13 protein-coding genes are annotated in these 17,828 nt (G+C 70.3%); 6 read left to right on the plus strand and 7 right to left on the minus strand.

Translation table 11 applies throughout. From position 1 onward, the window contains the following. Positions 1-26: 26 nt before the first annotated feature. Positions 27-1,052, minus strand: coding sequence for an ABC transporter substrate-binding protein (locus JOF43_RS17805; RefSeq protein ID WP_209904386.1), 1,026 nt, complete (start codon positions 1,050-1,052; stop codon positions 27-29). A 16-nt stretch (positions 1,053-1,068) separates the two neighbouring features. Continuing rightward, entirely contained in the window at positions 1,069-1,944 is an 876-nt protein-coding gene (locus JOF43_RS17810) for an ABC transporter permease (RefSeq protein ID WP_209904387.1), read from the minus strand. 286 nt (positions 1,945-2,230) lie between these two features. Between JOF43_RS17810 and JOF43_RS17815 the strand changes: the two genes are divergently transcribed. After that, on the plus strand, positions 2,231-2,578 hold the full coding sequence (locus tag JOF43_RS17815) for a gamma-glutamylcyclotransferase family protein (RefSeq protein ID WP_245354790.1): 348 nt from the start codon (positions 2,231-2,233) through the stop codon (positions 2,576-2,578). 100 nt (positions 2,579-2,678) lie between these two features. Here JOF43_RS17815 and JOF43_RS17820 read toward each other — a convergent pair whose 3' ends face one another. The 5 genes from JOF43_RS17820 to tdh form a co-directional block, all read right to left on the minus strand. Continuing rightward, positions 2,679-3,548 (minus strand): sugar phosphate isomerase/epimerase family protein, encoded by an 870-nt coding sequence (locus JOF43_RS17820; protein WP_209904389.1) that lies wholly within the window; start codon positions 3,546-3,548, stop codon positions 2,679-2,681. Between the two features lie 228 nt (positions 3,549-3,776). Then, entirely contained in the window at positions 3,777-4,745 is a 969-nt protein-coding gene (locus JOF43_RS17825; RefSeq protein WP_209904390.1) for a phosphotransferase enzyme family protein, read from the minus strand. Positions 4,746-4,798: 53 nt separating this feature from the next. After that, on the minus strand, positions 4,799-5,950 hold the full coding sequence (locus JOF43_RS17830; protein WP_209904391.1) for a P-loop nucleotide/nucleoside kinase family protein: 1,152 nt from the start codon (positions 5,948-5,950) through the stop codon (positions 4,799-4,801). A 71-nt stretch (positions 5,951-6,021) separates the two neighbouring features. Then, complete coding sequence (locus tag JOF43_RS17835) at positions 6,022-7,236, minus strand: glycine C-acetyltransferase (protein ID WP_209904392.1); 1,215 nt, start codon at positions 7,234-7,236, stop codon at positions 6,022-6,024. Between the two features lie 104 nt (positions 7,237-7,340). Then, positions 7,341-8,405 carry an L-threonine 3-dehydrogenase gene (gene tdh / locus JOF43_RS17840; protein WP_209905385.1) on the minus strand — a complete coding sequence of 355 codons (1,065 nt, stop codon included), beginning with the start codon at positions 8,403-8,405 and terminating at the stop codon, positions 7,341-7,343. 156 nt (positions 8,406-8,561) lie between these two features. On the opposite strand from tdh, the gene hrpA reads away from it, so the two are divergent. The 5 genes from hrpA to JOF43_RS17865 all read left to right on the plus strand — a co-directional run bounded on the left by hrpA (position 8,562) and on the right by JOF43_RS17865 (position 17,826). Then, on the plus strand, positions 8,562-12,431 hold the full coding sequence (hrpA, locus tag JOF43_RS17845) for an ATP-dependent RNA helicase HrpA (protein ID WP_209904393.1): 3,870 nt from the start codon (positions 8,562-8,564) through the stop codon (positions 12,429-12,431). Between the two features lie 365 nt (positions 12,432-12,796). Continuing rightward, complete coding sequence (locus JOF43_RS17850) at positions 12,797-13,399, plus strand: hypothetical protein (protein WP_209904394.1); 603 nt, start codon at positions 12,797-12,799, stop codon at positions 13,397-13,399. Between the two features lie 110 nt (positions 13,400-13,509). Further along, positions 13,510-14,967, plus strand: a complete 1,458-nt coding sequence (locus tag JOF43_RS17855; RefSeq protein WP_209904395.1) for an NAD-dependent malic enzyme — start codon at positions 13,510-13,512, stop codon at positions 14,965-14,967. A gap of 133 nt (positions 14,968-15,100) precedes the next feature. After that, on the plus strand, positions 15,101-16,834 hold the full coding sequence (locus tag JOF43_RS17860; RefSeq protein ID WP_209904396.1) for an ABC transporter substrate-binding protein: 1,734 nt from the start codon (positions 15,101-15,103) through the stop codon (positions 16,832-16,834). A 14-nt stretch (positions 16,835-16,848) separates the two neighbouring features. Beyond that, positions 16,849-17,826 (plus strand): ABC transporter permease, encoded by a 978-nt coding sequence (locus JOF43_RS17865; RefSeq protein ID WP_209904397.1) that lies wholly within the window; start codon positions 16,849-16,851, stop codon positions 17,824-17,826. Positions 17,827-17,828: the final 2 nt, after the last annotated feature.

Below are 17,828 nucleotides of genomic sequence, written 5' to 3' on the forward strand. Positions count from 1 at the left end.
CGGGAGCCGTGGGGTGTCCGAGTCCCTCAGCTCGCGGGGGTGAAGCCCGTATCGGCATAGGTGTCGATGTCGCCGTCGCTGCCGATCATCTCGGCCTGCGCCAGTACCTCGATGGTGGTGGCCCAGTCCTCGGCGGCGTTGCGACCAGGCACCTCTCCCGAGCTGTGGGCGGCGTCGAGGAGCTCGACCGTCCCCTGCCACTGCTGCAGGAGGACGTTCTCCTCGGCGATCTGCGGATCCTTGCCGGCCATCGAGGCGACGGCGGCCTCGGGGGCTTCCCTGGCGGCGGCGAAGGCCTCCGAGGTGGCATCGAGCATGGCCTGCACGATCTCGCGGTCCGCCGCGATCTGCGCCCCGGAGGTGATCAGGCCGTTGCTGAAGAAGTTCAGGCCGACGTCGGCATAGCTGATCGCGGCCATCTCCTTCCCGCTCTGCTGGGCGATGATCGGGCTCTGGTCGTGGGCGAAACCGATCAGGGCGTCGACCTGTCCGGTGATCAGGGCCGAGTTCTTCCCGGCGGGATCGATGTTCTGCACGGTGAGCTGCTCGGGGTCGAGCCCGGCTGCCTCGAGGAAGAGGGGGAACGTCGTGGTGGGGGCGTCGCCGGCGGAGGTGGCGATCGTCAGCCCCACCAGGTCCTCCGCGCTCGTGATGCCCGCGTCGGCGAAGTACTGCACGGCCGACGGCGTGGTCTGCAGGAACACCCCGATGGACCTCACGTCCACGCCGTTGTCGATGTTGCCCAGCACGACGGGGGTGTCGGCCCAGCCGAAGTTCACCTCCTGGGCGCCGACGGCCTGGGTGGTCTTGGCCGCGCCCTGCCCCGGTTCGATGCTGAGATCGATCCCGTGCTGCTCGAAGATCCCTTCCTGGACCCCGTAGTAGAAGGGGGCGTGCTCACCGTAGGGGTACCAGTTCAGCATGAACCGGACGGTGACGGTCCCGCTGCCCGCCATCGTGACCGTGCGGTTCCCGCAGGAGGCCAGGGCCAGCGGGCCCAGGAGGGCTGCGCCCAGCGCGGAGCGTCGGGTGACGCCGTATCCGATCTTCATCGGTCTCGATCTCCGTTCAGGACCGGGGGACCACGGGCGAGTCGCCGTCGACTCTTCGCGAGGCGTGCCAGGGGATTAGGAGGTGCTCCGCGATCTGGATGACCGCGAACAGCAGGATGCCGATCGCGGACATCACGATCAGTGCACCGAAGAGCGTGGCGGTGTCCATGTTCCCGTTGGCGCGGAGGATCACGTAGCCGAGCCCCTCGTTCCCACCGACGAACTCTCCGACGACCGCTCCGGTCACGGCCAGGGTCGCGGCCACCTTCATGCCGGAGAGCAGCTGCGGCAGCGAGGCGGGGAACTGGATCTTGCGGAAGGTCTTGAAGGGGCCGGCCCCCATCGTCTTGGCCAGGTCGAGGATCTCAGGATCCACCGACTTCAGACCGGCCAGCCCGGAGATCACGATGGGGAAGAACGCCATCAGGACCGCGACCGTGACCTTGGGTGACATGCCGAAGCCGAGCCAGACGACGAACAGCGGGGCGATGGCGATCTTCGGGATCACCTGTGCGACGAGGATGATCGGGTAGACGGTCATCTGCAGGTTCCTCGAGCGCACCATGAGGACCGCTATCAGCTCGCCCAGGACCACGGCGATGACGAATCCGAGGATCGTCTCGTAGGTGGTGATCCACGTGTGCTGGAGGAAGTACGGGGAGAACTCGACCAGATTCCCGAAGGTGTCGCCCGGGCTGGGAAGGATGTACGGCTGGACCCAGCCTCGCGCGGTGACCAGCCACCATGCGACGACCGTCACGGCGACGACGACGAGAGCCCGCCAGCTGCTCCGCCAGATCTGCCGGACCCTCGAACGGGAGGCCGGGGCACGGCGCGCCGGGGAGGGCGGCGATGTGCGCGATGACTTCGTCGCCGGGACCACATGCGTCATGGGAATCCTCCACGCCTTTGGGGAAACGCTTTCCATTCAACGTAGGTCATGCTCGTCCGCTTCGTCAAATCGGTCCGGGGCGTCACAGAAGGACTGTCGTTCCTGGCTGGAGCCACGGATCGTCACCTCTCCGGGACCTCGGGTGGACGTCGACGAAGAGCGTCCATCCCTCGAGTCCGCGCCGCGTCGCCGAGGGCGGGGCAGCCCGCAGCCCGGATGTCCTCCCCGTCCCCCATGTCATCTAGAGTCGGACATCGATGTCCGACCCGAGAAAGGACCTCTGGTGATGCAGCGTCTCTTCGTCTACGGCACCCTCGTTCCCGGGCGCCCCAATGAGCACGTGCCCAGCGAGGTCGACGGACGAGGGGAACGCGGCTCGGTCCGCGGGTACTTGCGGGAGCACGGCTGGGGCGCGACGCTGGGGTACCCGGCCATCGTGTTGGCCGAGGACGGCCAGGAGGTCTCCGGCATGGTGCTGAGCTCCGAGGATCTCGCCGAGCACTGGGGCCGCCTCGACGACTTCGAGGGGGAGGGCTATGCACGGGTCGATGCCACTGTGCGCCTGGCCGATGGTACCGACGTGCAGGCTCAGATCTACCAGGCCGTCGACACGACCATGCCCGCGCAGAGCTGAGCACGTCCGGGACGAGGCGTGGACGCTGAGCCCGTGGCCGAGCTCGCCGCGGTTCCCGTGCGTTTCGACGTAGACGTGTCGGGTGGCCGACGGGAGGTGGTCAGCCGGTGATGAGGGATTCGTAGCCGAGGGAGACGAGGTGCTCCCGGGACATCGCGAGGGCGTCGAAGATGTCCCGGCCATAGGTCTGGTCCTGCTCGATCAGCAGGTGGCGGGCACCGGAGGCGAGACCCTGGTCGATGACGGGCTTCCAGTCCAGCGTCCCCTCCCCGACCTCGGCGAACTGCACGATGTCGCGCGCCCAGAAATCCGCGAAGGCCGTGCGGTCTCCGGCGGCGGAGGCCTCGAGCACCTCGGTGGGCGGCAGGATGATCCGGAAGTCCTTGAGGTGGACCAGGTCCAGCACGCCCGCGAAGTCGGCCAGGGTCCGTTCGGGATCGCGGCCGCCGCGCTGGACCCAGTGGCAGTCGATCTCGTAGCGCAGGTGCGGGGCCTTCTCGCGCAGCTGGTCCAGCAGCGTGACTCCGCCGAGCTTGGCGAACTCCACGTGGTGGTTGTGATAGCTCAGGGAGATCCCCTCCTGCGCGAGCCGGCGGGCGTACTCGTCGGCCTCCCGGGCGAAGGCGTCGAAGGACTCCTGCGAAGCCATGGCGCTCAGCGGCATCATGCCGATGCGGATCAGATCGGTGCCCAGGCGCCGAGCGTGCTCGACGTGCAGGTCGAAGTGCTGCTGAAGGGTCAGGTCGTCGCTGTCGGGCGCGGCCGAGGTCTTGGCGGAGATCGCGGCGAACTCGATGCCGAGGCTCTCGCGGGCCGACTCCATCGCGGCCACGTTCTGCTCCGTCATCGGGATCTGCGAGACCTCCACGACCTGGAACCCCGTGTCCCTCACTCGCTGGAGGACCGGGATGACGCCCTCCTGGGCGACGTGCTCCTTGAGCATCATGAGCTGGATGCCGATACGTGCCACGCGAACCTCCTGTGTCGGTCCGGGCCTCCTCGCCCGGGGCCGGCGAGCTCCGCCGCCCGCTCGTCACGCTATCGAGGTCCCCCAGGGCGCCGGCCGGTTTGCCGGGGGTTGCCGTCCACGCGGAGCCCGGCCGAGACGTTCCCGCGGGAACGTCCTCGCGCGGGACGAGGGACCGGGTCCGCCTCGTCCCCTGGAGTCATCGGGCGCGTCGGGACCGGAGCCGAGGTCTCAGAGCGCGGCGACCCAGGCCTCCATTCCGGCCCCGTCCGGGATCGCGGTGAGTCCGTACCAGAGGGTGAGGATCTCCAGCCAGTGCACCTCGTCCGCGCTCAGGGGCTGCACCGACTCGTACCCCTCCCGCAGCGCTGCACGGGCCGGCCGCGGCGTCGGGCCCCAGCCGGTGAACCGGGTGGCGAGGTAGACCGAGGCTCGGGCGAGGTCGTCGACCCGGTGGGCCGGCTCGATCCCGTCGAAGTCGAGCACCCCGACCACCGCGGAATCCCGCACCAGGATGTTCGCGGCTCGGTAGTCGTGGTGGACGAGCTGCTGCTCCCGCTCGAGCGGGGGAGCGCCGGCCAGCATTCGCGCCAGGCGGCGTGAGTCCTCCGGGGCCAGTCCGCGGTCGACGACGGCGAGCCAGTGTCCGGGGCCCTGCGCCGGGTCCCCGGACTGTGCGGGGCGGGAGGGTGCCCCGGCGTCGGGGAGGTGCCCGACGCTGCGCAGCGCGGTATGCAACGCCGCCAGCGTGCTCCCGGCGGAGCGGACCGCGTCGAGGTCGGCGACGTCCAGCCAGTGGCCGGTCACCTCGGGGAGGACAGCGGCCGACAGCGGTCCCAGCGGCCCGTCGAGCGTGACCCGGACGCGTCCGTCCTGGGCCGGCAGGGGCGCGGCCACCGGCACTCCGTGCTCGGCCACGTGATGCAGCACCCGGGTGGAGGATTCGAGGGCGGGGAACCGCTCCTGCGCCCGCGACCATTTCAGCACGAGATCACCGCGATCAGTGCTCACCCAGATGATCGCGTTCTGGTCGCTGATGACCAGACGCGGGCAGGAGAAGACGGAGAGGGCCCAGGTTCGCTCGAGGGCGTCGCCCACCCACGCGGTGGCGGCGCCGAGACCGTCGAATCCGAAGCGTTCCCGCAGGGCGTCGCCAGGATCCGCCGACTCCCACAGCATCGACAGATCCAGGGGCAGCATCGGCCCACCCCCGCGGTGCCCCAGCTCACCGCACCGCTCGGGCCGTGCGGCCGTCACGGGTGGGCCCGCCGCTCCGCCGTACCGAGCCTGCGGATCGCGGCCGCTGTGGTCGTCGGTGTGCGCTCGGCGTTCGTGACCTGCTGCTCGCCCGCGCGCAGCGGGCACTTGCGCTGCTTCGCGGCGAGGTCGGCCACGGCATCGATCTGCGAGGCCGGGGCGCCGCGGAGGTCATCACTGGCCAGCAGCGGTGGGGCGCCGCGGGCACGGGCCCCGACGCGCTCGCGCAGCGTCGCGTCGTCGGCATCGAGCCGGACCATGGTCATTACTCCGGTCTCCGGTGCCCCGAGGAGCTCGGTGACATCGACCTCGAGCGGGGCCACGACCAGGAGCTCCCGGGCCCCGGCCGCCCGGAGCACGGTCCGGAGCGCGACCAGGATGCGCAGCGCGAGGGCGTGATGCCGCAGGGGACGGCCGGGAGCGGTGTCCTGCCCGGTTGCGCCGGTGGCGAAGGCGAGCTGAGCGAGGTCGAGGAAGGCCGTGCGGGTCCGCTGGGACCAGGCGTCCGCGGCGAGGGCCCAGCCGACGCTCGACGCCCCCGCGCAGCGCGGCCCCGTCAGCCACAGGATCGGTGGCATGTGGCCCGGCGGGGTGGTGGGTCGAAGAGGCGAGTGGTTCTCGGCGCGGGGATCGGCGGTCGAGCGCGCCGCCTCCTCGGGCTGGTCGATCCGCTCGAGAACCCTCTCGACGGCCTGCGTGATCGTGAGCTCGCCGATCCCGAGCCGCTCCCAGTCCGGATGCAGCCGGGCCGACTCCGCGGTCCCGGCCGCGACGACCTCGGCCACCTGCTCCTCGTCCCATCCCCGCACGGCCAGCCGCTCCCGCAGGACGGCCGGGGCGGCATCACACCACAGGGACCGGACCGTGATGCCGGCGATCGCCGGGGGAGCGTCGTCCGGGGAGGCGACGCCCGAGACGACGAGCTGCTCGACCCCGGCAGCGCGGTGCTCGCGAGCCACGGCCCGCAGAGCACGCTCCTTGAGCGCCACCCGGTCCGCATCGTCTGCAGGTGGTGGGTAGAGCATGCCCAGCTGGTCGATGTCCACGTACCCGGTCGGACGGCCCGCGGCGGCGGATCGGGAGGCGAGGGCCCAGGCGATCGTCGACTTCCCGACCCCGGGCGGCCCGGCGAGGCGCAGCAGCTGCATGAGCTGACCGTAAGGCGTGATGACCCGTCACGGCCAGGTCTTCTCTCCTCGTCGGAGCGCGGCCTTCGGGATCAGCCCTGCACGGCGTCGCGGGAGGAGACGAACGCCGCGACCGCGGCCTCGACGTCGGCCTCCGTGTGCGCGGCGGAGAGCTGCACCCGGATGCGGGCCTTACCCTGCGGGACCACGGGGTAGGAGAACGCGGTGACGAACACGCCGCGGTCGAGCATCGCATCGGCGATCCGCGCGGCCAGAGCGGCGTCCCCGAACATCACCGGCACGATCGCGTGCTCGCCGTCCAGCAGGTCGAAGCCCTCCTCGCTCATCCGGCGGCGGAACAGCTCCGCGTTGCGGAGCAGGGTGGCGCGCAGCTCGGCGCTGCCGCCGACCAGCTCGAGCGCGGCCAGGGTGGCGGCCACGATCGAGGGCGCGAGGGAGTTGGAGAACAGGTAGGGGCGGCCCTTCTGGCGCAGCATCGCGACGATCTCGGAGCGTCCGGAGACGTAGCCGCCGCTGGCGCCGCCGAGGGCCTTGCCGAAGGTCCCGGTGTAGATGTCCACCCGCTCGGAGACCCCGAAGTGCTCCGGGGTGCCCGCGCCGCTACCGCCCATGAAGCCGACCGCGTGGGAATCGTCGACCATCACCAGCGCGCCGTACTCGTCGGCCAGATCGCAGATCCCCGGCAGCGGGGCGAGGTAGCCGTCCATGGAGAACACGCCGTCGGTGACGATGATCGTGCGGCGCGCCCCGGCGCCGTCGGCCTGCGCTCGGGTGGCCTCGAGCTGGGCCCGCAGATCGGTCAGGTCGGCGTTGCGGTACCGGTAGCGGACCGCCTTGGACAGACGGATGCCGTCGATCAGGGAGGCGTGGTTCAGCTCGTCGGAGATGATCGCGTCGTCCTTGCCGAACAGCGGCTCGAACACCGCACCGTTGGCGTCGAAGCACGAGGAGAACAGGATCGTCTCCTCGGTGCCGAGGAAGGCCGAGACCGCCTCTTCCAGCTGCAGGTGCAGATCCTGGGTGCCGCAGATGAACCGCACGGAGGCCATCCCGAACCCGCGGGTCTCCAGGGCCTTCGTCGCCGCGGCCACGAGGTCGGGATGGTCGGCCAGGCCGAGGTAGTTGTTGGCGCAGAAGTTCAGGACCTCGGCGCCCTCGCGGCCCAGCTGACCGGCGATGATGCGATTGCTCTGCGGGGTCGAGATCATCCGCTCGTGTTTGAAGGTGCCGGCCTGCTCGATCGCGGCGAGCTCGGCGGTCAGCTGGTCCTTGAGGTCCGTGTACACGGGAGTCCTTCCGTCTGGGTCCGGGTGGGGAGAGAACTGGGGTGGTCCGGGTGGGGAGAGAGCCGGCCGGTCCGGGGTGGGCGGGGCGCGTCGGGCCGACGGCCTCAGCCGATGCTCTCCCAGTCCAGCAGTACCTTGCCGCCGTCGCCGGTCCGGGCGATCTCGTAGCCGCGCGCGAAGTCCGCCGCGGGGATCACGTCGGTGACCGTGCGGGTGACCTTCGCGCGCAGGTCGGGTGAGCTGGTGAGCATCGCCGACATCGCGTTCCAGGTCTCGTACATCTCGCGGCCGTAGATGCCCTGCAGGGTGAGCATCCGGGTGACGACCATCGTCCAGTCGATCTCGAACTGCTGCGAGGGCAGGCCCAGCAGCGAGATCTTGCCACCATGGTTCATGTTCTCGATCAGCTCCTGCAGCGCCCGGGGCTGGCCGGAGATCTCCAGGCCCACGTCGAAGCCCTCGCGCATCCCGAGCTCGGCCTGCGCGGTGCGCACCCGGGTGGAGGAGACGTCGATGGTGGCGTCCGCCCCGCTCTCGGCCGCCATCTCCAGCCGGTGCGGGGCGACGTCGGTGATGGCGATGTACCGGGCCCCGGCATGACGGGCCACCGCCACGGCCATCTGCCCGATCGGACCGGCCCCCGTGATCAGCACGTCCTCGCCGACGATCGAGAACTTCAGCGTGGTGTGGACGGCATTGCCGAAGGGATCGAACAGGGCGCCGAGCTCGGGAGTGATCAGGTCCGTGTCGCCGTCGTGCTCGTGGACCCACACGTTGAAGTGAGGGATCACGACGTACTCGGCGAACGCCCCGTCGCGCTGGACGCCGACCGACCGGGTGCGGATGCACATCTGCTTGCGCCCCGCTCGGCAGTTGCGGCAGGTCCCGCACACCACATGGCCCTCACCGGAGACACGATCGCCGACCTGCACGTCGGTGACGTCGACCCCGACCTCCACGACCTCTCCGTAGAACTCGTGACCGGGGGTGAACGGCACCGTGTCGCACATCGCCCGGGCCGAGTCGTCCCAGGCCAGGATGTGCAGGTCGGTGCCGCAGATCCCGGCGCGCAGCACCCGGATCTTCACGTCCAGCGGGCCGGTCCCCGGCTCCGGCAGGTCCACCAGGCTCAGCCCGGGCCCGGGCTCCGTCTTACGCAGCGCACGCATCATCGCGGCAGCGATCCTCCTCGGTGTCGTCGGCCCGCCGGTGCGGACCCGCCCCCGATGGTAGACGGATCCGGGGCGCGGCTCCGCCGTCCTCGGTCGTGGCCGACGGAATTGCACGGGACCCGATGCGGTCCGGCCCCGTAGAGTGGGCGCGTCATGACCACGCCCTCCACGACCCCCGACCTGCGCCTGTCCTATCCCGCCGAGCTGCCCGTCTCCGGGCGCCGCGAGGACATCATGGAGGCGATCGACAAGAACCAGGTGGTCGTGATCGCCGGCGCCACCGGCTCCGGCAAGACCACCCAGATCCCCAAGATGCTGCTCGAGCTCGGGTACGGGGCCGGCGGTCGACTGATCGGCCACACGCAGCCCCGCCGGATCGCGGCCCGCTCGGTCGCCCAGCGGATCGCCGGCGAGCTCGGTCAGAAGCTGGGGGAGGGGGCCGTCGGCTTCCAGGTCCGCTTCACCAAGCAGACCGCCCGCGGCACTCGGCTGAAACTCATGACCGACGGCATCCTGCTCGCCGAGATCGCCCGCGACCGGCTGCTGAAGCGCTATGACGCGATCATCATCGACGAGGCCCACGAGCGCTCGCTGAACATCGACGTGATCCTCGGCTACCTGCGCCAGATCCTCCCGCAGCGCCCCGACCTGAAGATCATCATCACCTCGGCCACCATCGACCCCGAGCGCTTCGCCGAGCACTTCTCCTCCAGCTCACCCGCGGGAGAGCGTGAGCCCGCCCCGATCATCGAGGTCACCGGACGCACCTACCCGGTGGACATCCGCTACCGGCCGCTCGTGCTGGAGGCCGAGGTCGACGAGGACGACGATCTCGAGGACATCCACTCCGTCGAGCGCGACCTCACCCAGGCCATCATCGACTCCGTCGACGAGCTGGCCGCCGAGGGCCCCGGGGACATGCTGGTCTTCCTGCCCGGGGAGCGCGAGATCCGAGAGATCTCCGAGGCCCTCACCGCCCACCTGGACCGCGGCACGAAGGGCCGGGCAGCGCTGCCGGTCGAGGTGCTGCCACTGTTCGGCCGGCTCTCCGCCCAGGACCAGCAGAAGATCTTCTCCCCGCCGCCCGCGGGCACCTACCGGCGGATCATCCTGTCCACCAACGTCGCCGAGACCTCGCTGACGGTCCCGGGGATCACCTTCATCATCGACTCCGGGCTCGCCCGCATCTCCCGCTACTCCCAGCGCACCAAGGTCCAGCGCCTCCCCATCGAGCCGATCTCGCAGGCCAGCGCGAACCAGCGCTCCGGCCGCAGCGGCCGCACCGCGCCGGGCATCGCGATCCGCCTGTACTCCGAGGAGGACTTCGAGGCCCGCCCGGAGTTCACCGAGCCCGAGATCCTGCGCACCTCGCTGGCCTCCGTCGTGCTGCTGATGACGAGCCTGGGCCTGGGTGACGTGGAGTCCTTCCCGTTCGTGGAACCGCCGGCCTCCCGCGCCATCACCGACGGCGTACGTCTGCTCGACGAGCTCGGCGCCCTCGAGGACGCGCCGCGCGCACCGGGAGGCCGGCGCCTCACCCGCGTCGGCCGCACCCTGGCCCGCTTCCCCTTGGACCCGCGGATGGCGCGGATGCTCATCGAGGCCCACCGGCTCGGTGCCCTGCGCGAGGTGCTGATCATCGTCGCCGCCCTGTCCATCCAGGACCCGCGCGAGAGGCCGCTGGGCCAGGAGCAGCAGGCCAAGGAGAAGCACAAGCGCTTCGAGGACCCGACCAGTGATTTCCTCGCCTTCCTGAACCTGTGGAACCACCTCCAGGAGCGGCGCAAGGCGCTGTCGTCCTCCGCGTTCCGCCGCGAGGTGCGCGCCGAGCACCTGCACTACCTGCGCATCCGTGAGTGGTGGGACCTGCACGCCCAGCTGCGGGACATGGCCAAGGACGCGGACCTCTCCCGCAACGACAACGATGCCTCCCCGCAGGCTATCCATCAGGCGCTGCTGGCCGGTCTGCTCTCGCACGTCGGTCTGGTCGACGATCGCACCCGCGAGTACTCCGGCGCGCGCGGGGCCCGCTTCGCCCTGTGGCCCGGCTCGGCGCTGGCCAAGAAACGCCCCGACTACGCGATGGTCGCCGAGCTGGTCGAGACCTCCCGGCTCTGGGGCCGCACCGCCGCCCGCATCGATCCGGCGTGGGCGGAGGAGACCGGCGCCCACGTCGTCAAGCGCTCCTACTCCGCCCCGCACTGGTCCTCGAAGCGGGCGAGCGCCATGGCCCACGAGAAGGTCACCCTCTACGGCGTACCGCTCGTCGCCGACCGAGTCGTCGGTTACGGACGCATCGACCCCGTCGCCGCCCGGGACATCTTCCTCCAGAACGCGCTCATCGAAGGGGACTGGCGCACCCGCCACCACTTCTTCCGCGACAACCGTGCGCTGATCGCCCAGCTCGAGGAGCTCGAGGCGAAGACGCGGCGCCGGGACCTGCTGATCTCCGACGAGCAGCTGTTCGCCTACTACGACGAGCGGATCCCGAAGGACGTCGTCTCCGGCGCGCATTTCGACTCCTGGTGGAAGAAGCAGCGCCACGAGACCCCGGACCTGCTCACCCTCACCGAGCAGGACCTGCTGGCCGCCGACGAGGACGCCCGCGAGGCGATCCTGGCCGATTTCCCCGACACCTGGGTCCAGGGCGACATCACCCTGCCGCTGAGCTACGCCTTCGGCGAGGTCGGGGCGCAGGGAGCCGACGGCGTGACCGCCACCATCCCGCTGGCGGTGCTGAACCGTGTGCAGCCCCGCGGCTTCGACTGGTTGGTGCCCGGGATGCGGGAGGAGCTGGTGACCGAGCTGATCCGCTCGCTGCCCAAATCCGTCCGGCGCCATCTCGTCCCTGCCCCCGAGCGGGCGAAGACCGTCGCTGCCACCCTGCATGATGACGACCCCGACGCGGGCGAGTCGTTCCTCGAGGCCGCCGCCGACGAACTGGTCGCGCTGCCGGGAGTGCCCGACGACCTGCCTCTGTACGGCCCCGAGTTCGACCTGTCCAAGCTGCCCGCGCACCTGCGGATGCACTTCCGGGTGGTGGACGACACGGGCCGGCAGATCGGCACCGGGGACGACCTCGAGGAGCTCGCGGGGCGGCTCAAGGCGCGCGTGGACGCCTCGGTCTCCACCGGGGCCGATGAACTGGCCGGTCGCGACCTGCAGTCCTTCCCCGACCAGGGCGTGCCGGGCGTCCACGAGTCCACCGTCGGCGGACTGAAGGTCACCGGCTACCCCGCACTGGTCGCGCGCCGCGGGCAGGACGGACAGCTCCAGCGGGTCGACCTCGCCGTCCTCGCCACCGCCGATGAACAGACCCTCGCCCACCGCGACGGCGTGATCGCCCTCCTGGACCGGGAGCTCGACGCCGACCTCGCGGCGGTGCTGAACGCGCTGCCCAACCCCACCAAGCTCGCCGTCGCGGGCTCGGACTACGCCTCGACCGCCGCCCTGCTGGCCGACGCCTCCCGTGCCGCCACGATCCACCTGGCCGGTGAGGCGCAGGTGCGCAGCCGCGCCGAGTACGATGCGTTGCTCTCGACGGTGCGCAGCCGGCACGACGCGCTCGCCGCGCAGGCCGTCAAGGAGGCCGCGGCGGCGCTCGCCGTCGACGCCAAGCTCCACAAGGAGCTCTCCCGCGTGCCCTCGCTGTCCGTGCTCTCCCATCTCACCCAGATCCGCGAGCATGCCGCGTCGCTGCTCGGGAACGGGTTCATCTCCCGCACGGGCCTCGAGCACCTGCCGGATCTGCGCCGCTACCTCGAGGCCGACGTGATCCGGCTGGAGAAGCTGCCGGAGAACCCCCGCCGCGACGAGCAGCTGGCCTGGCAGATCGGCGACCTCGAGCAGTACTGGGCCGGTGCGAGGGCGAAGCTGTCGGCCCGCCGGCGCGCCGGGGGCGACGTCCGCGAGATCGACTGGATGCTCCAGGAGCTGCGCGTGAGCCTGTTCGCCCAGACACTGGGAACGAAGCAGACCGTCTCCGACAAGCGCATCCGCAAGGCGATCGCCGCGCTGAGCTGACGGCACCGGGCCCGCCACCGGGTGAACTGCGCCATCGAGGGGTCTGCCGAGAGTGTCCTGCGGCACGGGTCCGGTGTCCCGGCGGTCACCTTGCAGAACTTTTACATTCAGCTACTGGCCGTCGTGGTGGCACGGTCTGCCTCTGCACCCCGCGGGCGGGGACGACGCGACGACCGGCGATGACGCGGTCACCGAGCAGGCATCCGTTCCGGAGAGTTCCGGTCATGATCGCCAAAAGTCTCCGCCGGTGCGGCGTCCGGCCGTCCGACCGGGGCCTTCACACGCCGTGATCACCTCGTTACGTTGGCACGGCCCGGAGCACCCGGGCGACACCTTGGCTCCCGGAACTCCGAAGGATTCTCTGTATGACCAGCGCGCTGACCTCTCCTCTGTCCCGACGCATGCTCTTCGCCACCGGCGTCCTCGGCCTCGCCGCCGCGACCTCGGCCGCGACGACCGCACCCGCCTCCGCCGCGGAGGAGGAGTGGACCGAGGAGTTCATGACCCGCCCGGAGACCCGGGAGGGCTTCGCGGTCGATGCCATGGACGACTGGCAGGTCGAGAACGCGAAGTTCATCATCGCCGTGACCACGGGCCACGGGCTGGGTGAAGAGGCCGCGACGGTCGCCCTGATCACCGCGATCGTCGAGTCCTGGCTGTACAACTACGAGCCCGCCGTGGACGCCGACTCCGGCGGCCTGTTCCAGCAGCGCCCCTCGACGGGCTGGGGCACCTACGACGACGTGCGCCACAAGCAGCTCGCGATCGACGCCTTCCTCGGCGTCAGCACGCACTCCCTCGCGCCCGGCCTCCTCCAGGCCGCCCCCGACTTCGCGCAGTGGGAGCCCGGGACCGTCGCCCAGCTGGTGCAGGGCTCCGCGCACCCCGAGCGCTACGGCCAGCAGGTCCCCGCCGCCCGGACCCTCTGGGAGCGCTACGCCGACGACGTCGAGCCGTACACCGCCTGAGCCCTCCGCGACCTCCGTCGGGCGCGGGGATGCCCCGGGCGTCCGACGTCTTCGGGCCCCCCGGTGCGCCGCGTACCCATAGGGCCTCCGGCATCGTTAGGCTGAGCCCCATGTCACCGCTGCCATCCGTGAGCTACTCCATCACGATCCGACTCGAGTTCGCGGCGCGATCCGCCGCCGTCAGCGACATCACCGGCCGCATCGAGAGACACGGAGGCACCGTCACCGCTCTCGACGTGTCCGCCTCCGGGCCGGAGCGGATGCGCGCCGACATCACCGTCCTCACCGCCGGGCACGACCACGCCATGGAGGTCGTCGAGGACCTCAAGACCCTCGAGGGCGTCGAGCTCGGCAAGGTCTCCGACCGCACCTTCCTCGCGCACCTCGGCGGCAAGCTGAAGATCGAGTCGAAGGTCCCCATCCGCCACCGTGACGACCTCTCGATGGTCTACACCCCCGGTGTGGCCCGCGTGGTCAAGGCGATCTCCGAGAATCCCGACGACGCCCGCCGGCTGACCATCAAGCGCAACACCGTCGCGGTCGTCTCCGACGGCAGCGCGATCCTGGGCCTGGGAGACCTCGGCCCGCTCGCCGCGATGCCCGTGATGGAGGGCAAGGCCGCGCTGTTCAAGCGCTTCGCCGACATCGACGCCTTCCCCCTCTGCCTGGACGCGCATTCGGTCGACGACATCGTCTCCCACGTCAAGGCCATCGCCCCCGCCTTCGCCGGCATCAACCTCGAGGACATCTCCGCCCCGCGCTGCTTCGAGATCGAGGACCGCCTGCGCGCGGAGCTGGACATCCCCGTCTTCCACGACGACCAGCACGGCACCGCGATCGTCGTGGTGGGCGCCCTGCGCAACGCCCTGCGCGTGGTGGAGAAGGACATCGCCTCCGCCCGCATCGTGCTCTCCGGGGCGGGAGCGGCCGGCACCGCGATCCTGCGCCTGCTGCGCGCCGCCGGCGCCCGGGACGTGGTGGTCACCGACATCGACGGCATCGTCCACGAGGGACGCGAGCAGCTCGAAGGCCGCCTGCCCTGGATCGCGGAGGTCACCAACCCCCGCGAGCTGACCGGAACCCTCCACGACGCGATCGAGGGCGCGGACGTCTTCATCGGAGTCAGCGCCGGGAACATCCTCACCGCCCAGGACGTCACCACCATGGCCGATCGTGCCGTCGTGTTCGCGATGGCCAATCCGACCCCGGAGATCGATCCCGCCGAGGCGGCCCAGCACGCCGAGGTCGTCGCCACCGGGCGCAGCGACTTCGCCAACCAGATCAACAACGTGCTGGCCTTCCCGGGCGTCTTCCGCGGGCTGCTCGACGCCCACGCCACCCGGGTCAGCGACCGCATGCTGCTGGCCGCGGCGAACGCCCTGGCCGACGTCGTCGCCTCCGAGGAGCTCAACCCCACCTACATCGTCCCCAGCGTCTTCCACGAGGGTGTGACCAAGGCAGTGGCCAGTGCGGTCGAGCAGGTCGCCCGTGAGGAGGCCGGGACGGTCGACACCATCACCGGGGCCATGCCGGCGGTCTACGCCGACGAGATCACCCTGGAGGGCTGACCCCGCACGAGCGGACCTCACGGGGGCGTGCACGGACACCGTGCACGCCCCCGTCGTGCGTCCAGGGTGAGACGAGGCGACCGAATTTCGTATGTGGGTTACTTAATCTGGTCTGGATGTGTAGCGTACCTACATGTCGTCCCTGTCACATCAGTCCTGCGATCCCGGCAGGCTCGGCGCCGAGCAGGCTGCACCCGGCGGGGCCGGAGAGCCCCGCCCCCTCCCTGACGTCTCCCGCCGTGCCCTGATGCTCGGCGGCATCGGCGCAGCAGGTGCGACACTGGCCGGCTGCGGAGCCGCCGCTTCCGAGCAGGAGCCCCCGGTGCGGATCAAGGCCGCGGACACCACCCTCTTCCAGCCCAACTTCAACCCCTACTCGGGGCAGGCCCTGCAGGGCGCGAGCGGGCTCATCTACGAGCCCATGCAGGTGATCACCGCGATGGACGTCGAGAACCCCGAGCAGTGGCTGGCCTCCGCGTTCACCTGGAACGAGGACGGCACCGTGCTCACCGCGACGCTGCGGGAGGACGTGAGATGGACCGACGGCGAGGTGTTCGACGCCGAGGACGTCGTGTTCACCTTCCTGATGATGAGGGACTTCCCGGCGGCCAACACGGCCGCGCTGCCGCTCCTCGACGCCGTCGCCGTGGACGAGTTCACCGTGGAGATCTCCTTCGAGTCCACCACCTTCGCCCAGGAGCCCACCATCGGCGAGCTCCCCATCGTCCCGGAGCACGTCTTCTCCGCCTTCGAGGACCCCTCGGCGGAGCAGGTCGAGGATCCGGTGGGCACCGGCCCGTACGCGCTCGAACGGTTCTCCGACCAGCTCTACACCTTCGTGCGCAACGACGAGCACTGGATGGCCGAGGAGTTCGCCCCGAGGACGCTCGCCTGGCCCTCCTACACCAGCCAGACCATGGCGACCGCGATGCAGGCGGGCGACATCGACTGGGCAGGGGACTTCATCGCCAACATCGACCAGATCTTCGTGCAGCACGACCCGGAGCATCGCGGGCACTGGTATCCCGGCAACGGCATCTTCAACCTCACCTTCAACCTCGAGAAGGAGCTCTGGCAGGACCTGGAGCTGCGGCGCGGCATCAGCCTGGCGATCGACCGTCAGGAGCTCTCGGACATCGCCATGCTCGGGTACGTCGACGTGCCCCACCCCACCGCGCTGCCCCGACCGACCTTCGAGGAGTTCATCTCCGAGGATCTGCGTGACCAGGAGTTCGTCTTCGACCCGGACGAGGCCGAGCGGGTGCTCGATGCGGCCGGCTACGCGCGCGGAGCCGACGGGGTGCGGGTCGCGCCCGACGGGACCCCGCTGTCCTTCGCGCTGCAGATCCCGTCGGACTACAACGACTGGGTCATCGCGACCCAGGTGCTCGACGAGCAGCTGCGCCGGGTCGGGATCCAGTTCACGCCGCGGGGCGTGTCCTTCGAGTCCTGGACCGAGAGCCGGGACATGGGGACCTTCGACGTCACCCTGTCGATCGTCGCGGCCGGCCTGGGCCCCTGGTTCATGTACCGCTCGATGCTCTCCTCCGAGCATGCGCCGGAGGACGACGGCCGCGTGTTCGCGAATTTCCAGCGGTGGTACGACGAGGAGACCGACGAACTGCTTAGCGCCTTCGCGGAGACGGAGGAGGAGACCGAGCGGGCCCGCGCGATCGACGGTCTGCAGCGGATCGTGGTCGACGAGCTCCCGGCGGTCCCGATCATCACCGCCCCGAACTGGTTCAACTACAACACCGAGGTCTGGACCGGGTTCCCCTCGGAGGAGAACCCCTACGCCCTGGGCTCGCCCGTGAACGCCGCCGACCGGATGATCATCCTGCGGCGACTGTCCAGGACCGACGGCTGACGGAGGCCGCCCCCATGAGATTCCTGCTGCGAAAGCTCGGCCTCTACGCGTTCATCGCGTGGGCCGCGCTCACACTCAACTTCCTGATCCCGCGTCTGATGCCCGGTGATCCGGTGAGCATCCTGATCGCCGGGTCCAAGGGTCAGATCGATGCGGAGGCCCGAGACGCGATCGCGGCGCAGTTCGGTCTCTCCGACGACCCCCTACCTCTCCAGTACGTCCACTACCTGGGCGATCTCCTCCACCTCGACCTGGGCGTCTCGCTCAGCCAGTACCCGGTCCCGGTGATGGACATCATCGGCCAGTCCCTGCCCTGGACGGTCGGCCTGGTGGGCGTCTCGACCGTGATCGGCTTCGTGCTGGGCACCGGGCTCGGTGTGATCCTTGCCTGGCGCCGCGGCACCTGGTCCGACCACGTGCTGCCGGGGCTGACCTTCCTCAACGCCATCCCGTACTTCTGGATGGCGCTGATCCTGGTGATGCTGCTGTCCGTGACGGTCAGCATCTTCCCCGCGGGCGGCGGGTACGACCGGTCGATCTTCCCCGAGCCCACGGCGCAGTTCGCCGGATCGGTGCTCTACCACGCGGCACTGCCCGCCCTGACGATCGTGATCGGCTCCTTCGCCGGTTGGGTGCTGCAGATGCGGAACATGACGGTGACGATCCTGGGCGAGGACTACGTCTCGATGGCGGAGGCCAAGGGTCTGCCCCCGCGGACGGTCCTGTTCGGGTACGCCGCGCGCAACGCGATCCTGCCCAGCGTCACGGGCTTCGCCCTCGCCCTCGGCGCCGTGGTGGGCGGATCGATGCTCACAGAGGTGATCTTCAACTATCCCGGGCTCGGCTACGCCCTCTTCCAGGCGGTCAGCGCCCAGGACTTCCCCCTCATGCAGGGACTGTTCCTGATCATCTCCCTGGCGGTGATCGCGGCGAACCTGATCGCCGACATCGCCTACGTGTTCCTCGATCCCCGAACCCGACAGGGAGCCTGAGC

It is taken from the genome of Brachybacterium sacelli, assembly GCF_017876545.1.
GTDB classification, from domain to species: domain Bacteria; phylum Actinomycetota; class Actinomycetes; order Actinomycetales; family Dermabacteraceae; genus Brachybacterium; species Brachybacterium sacelli.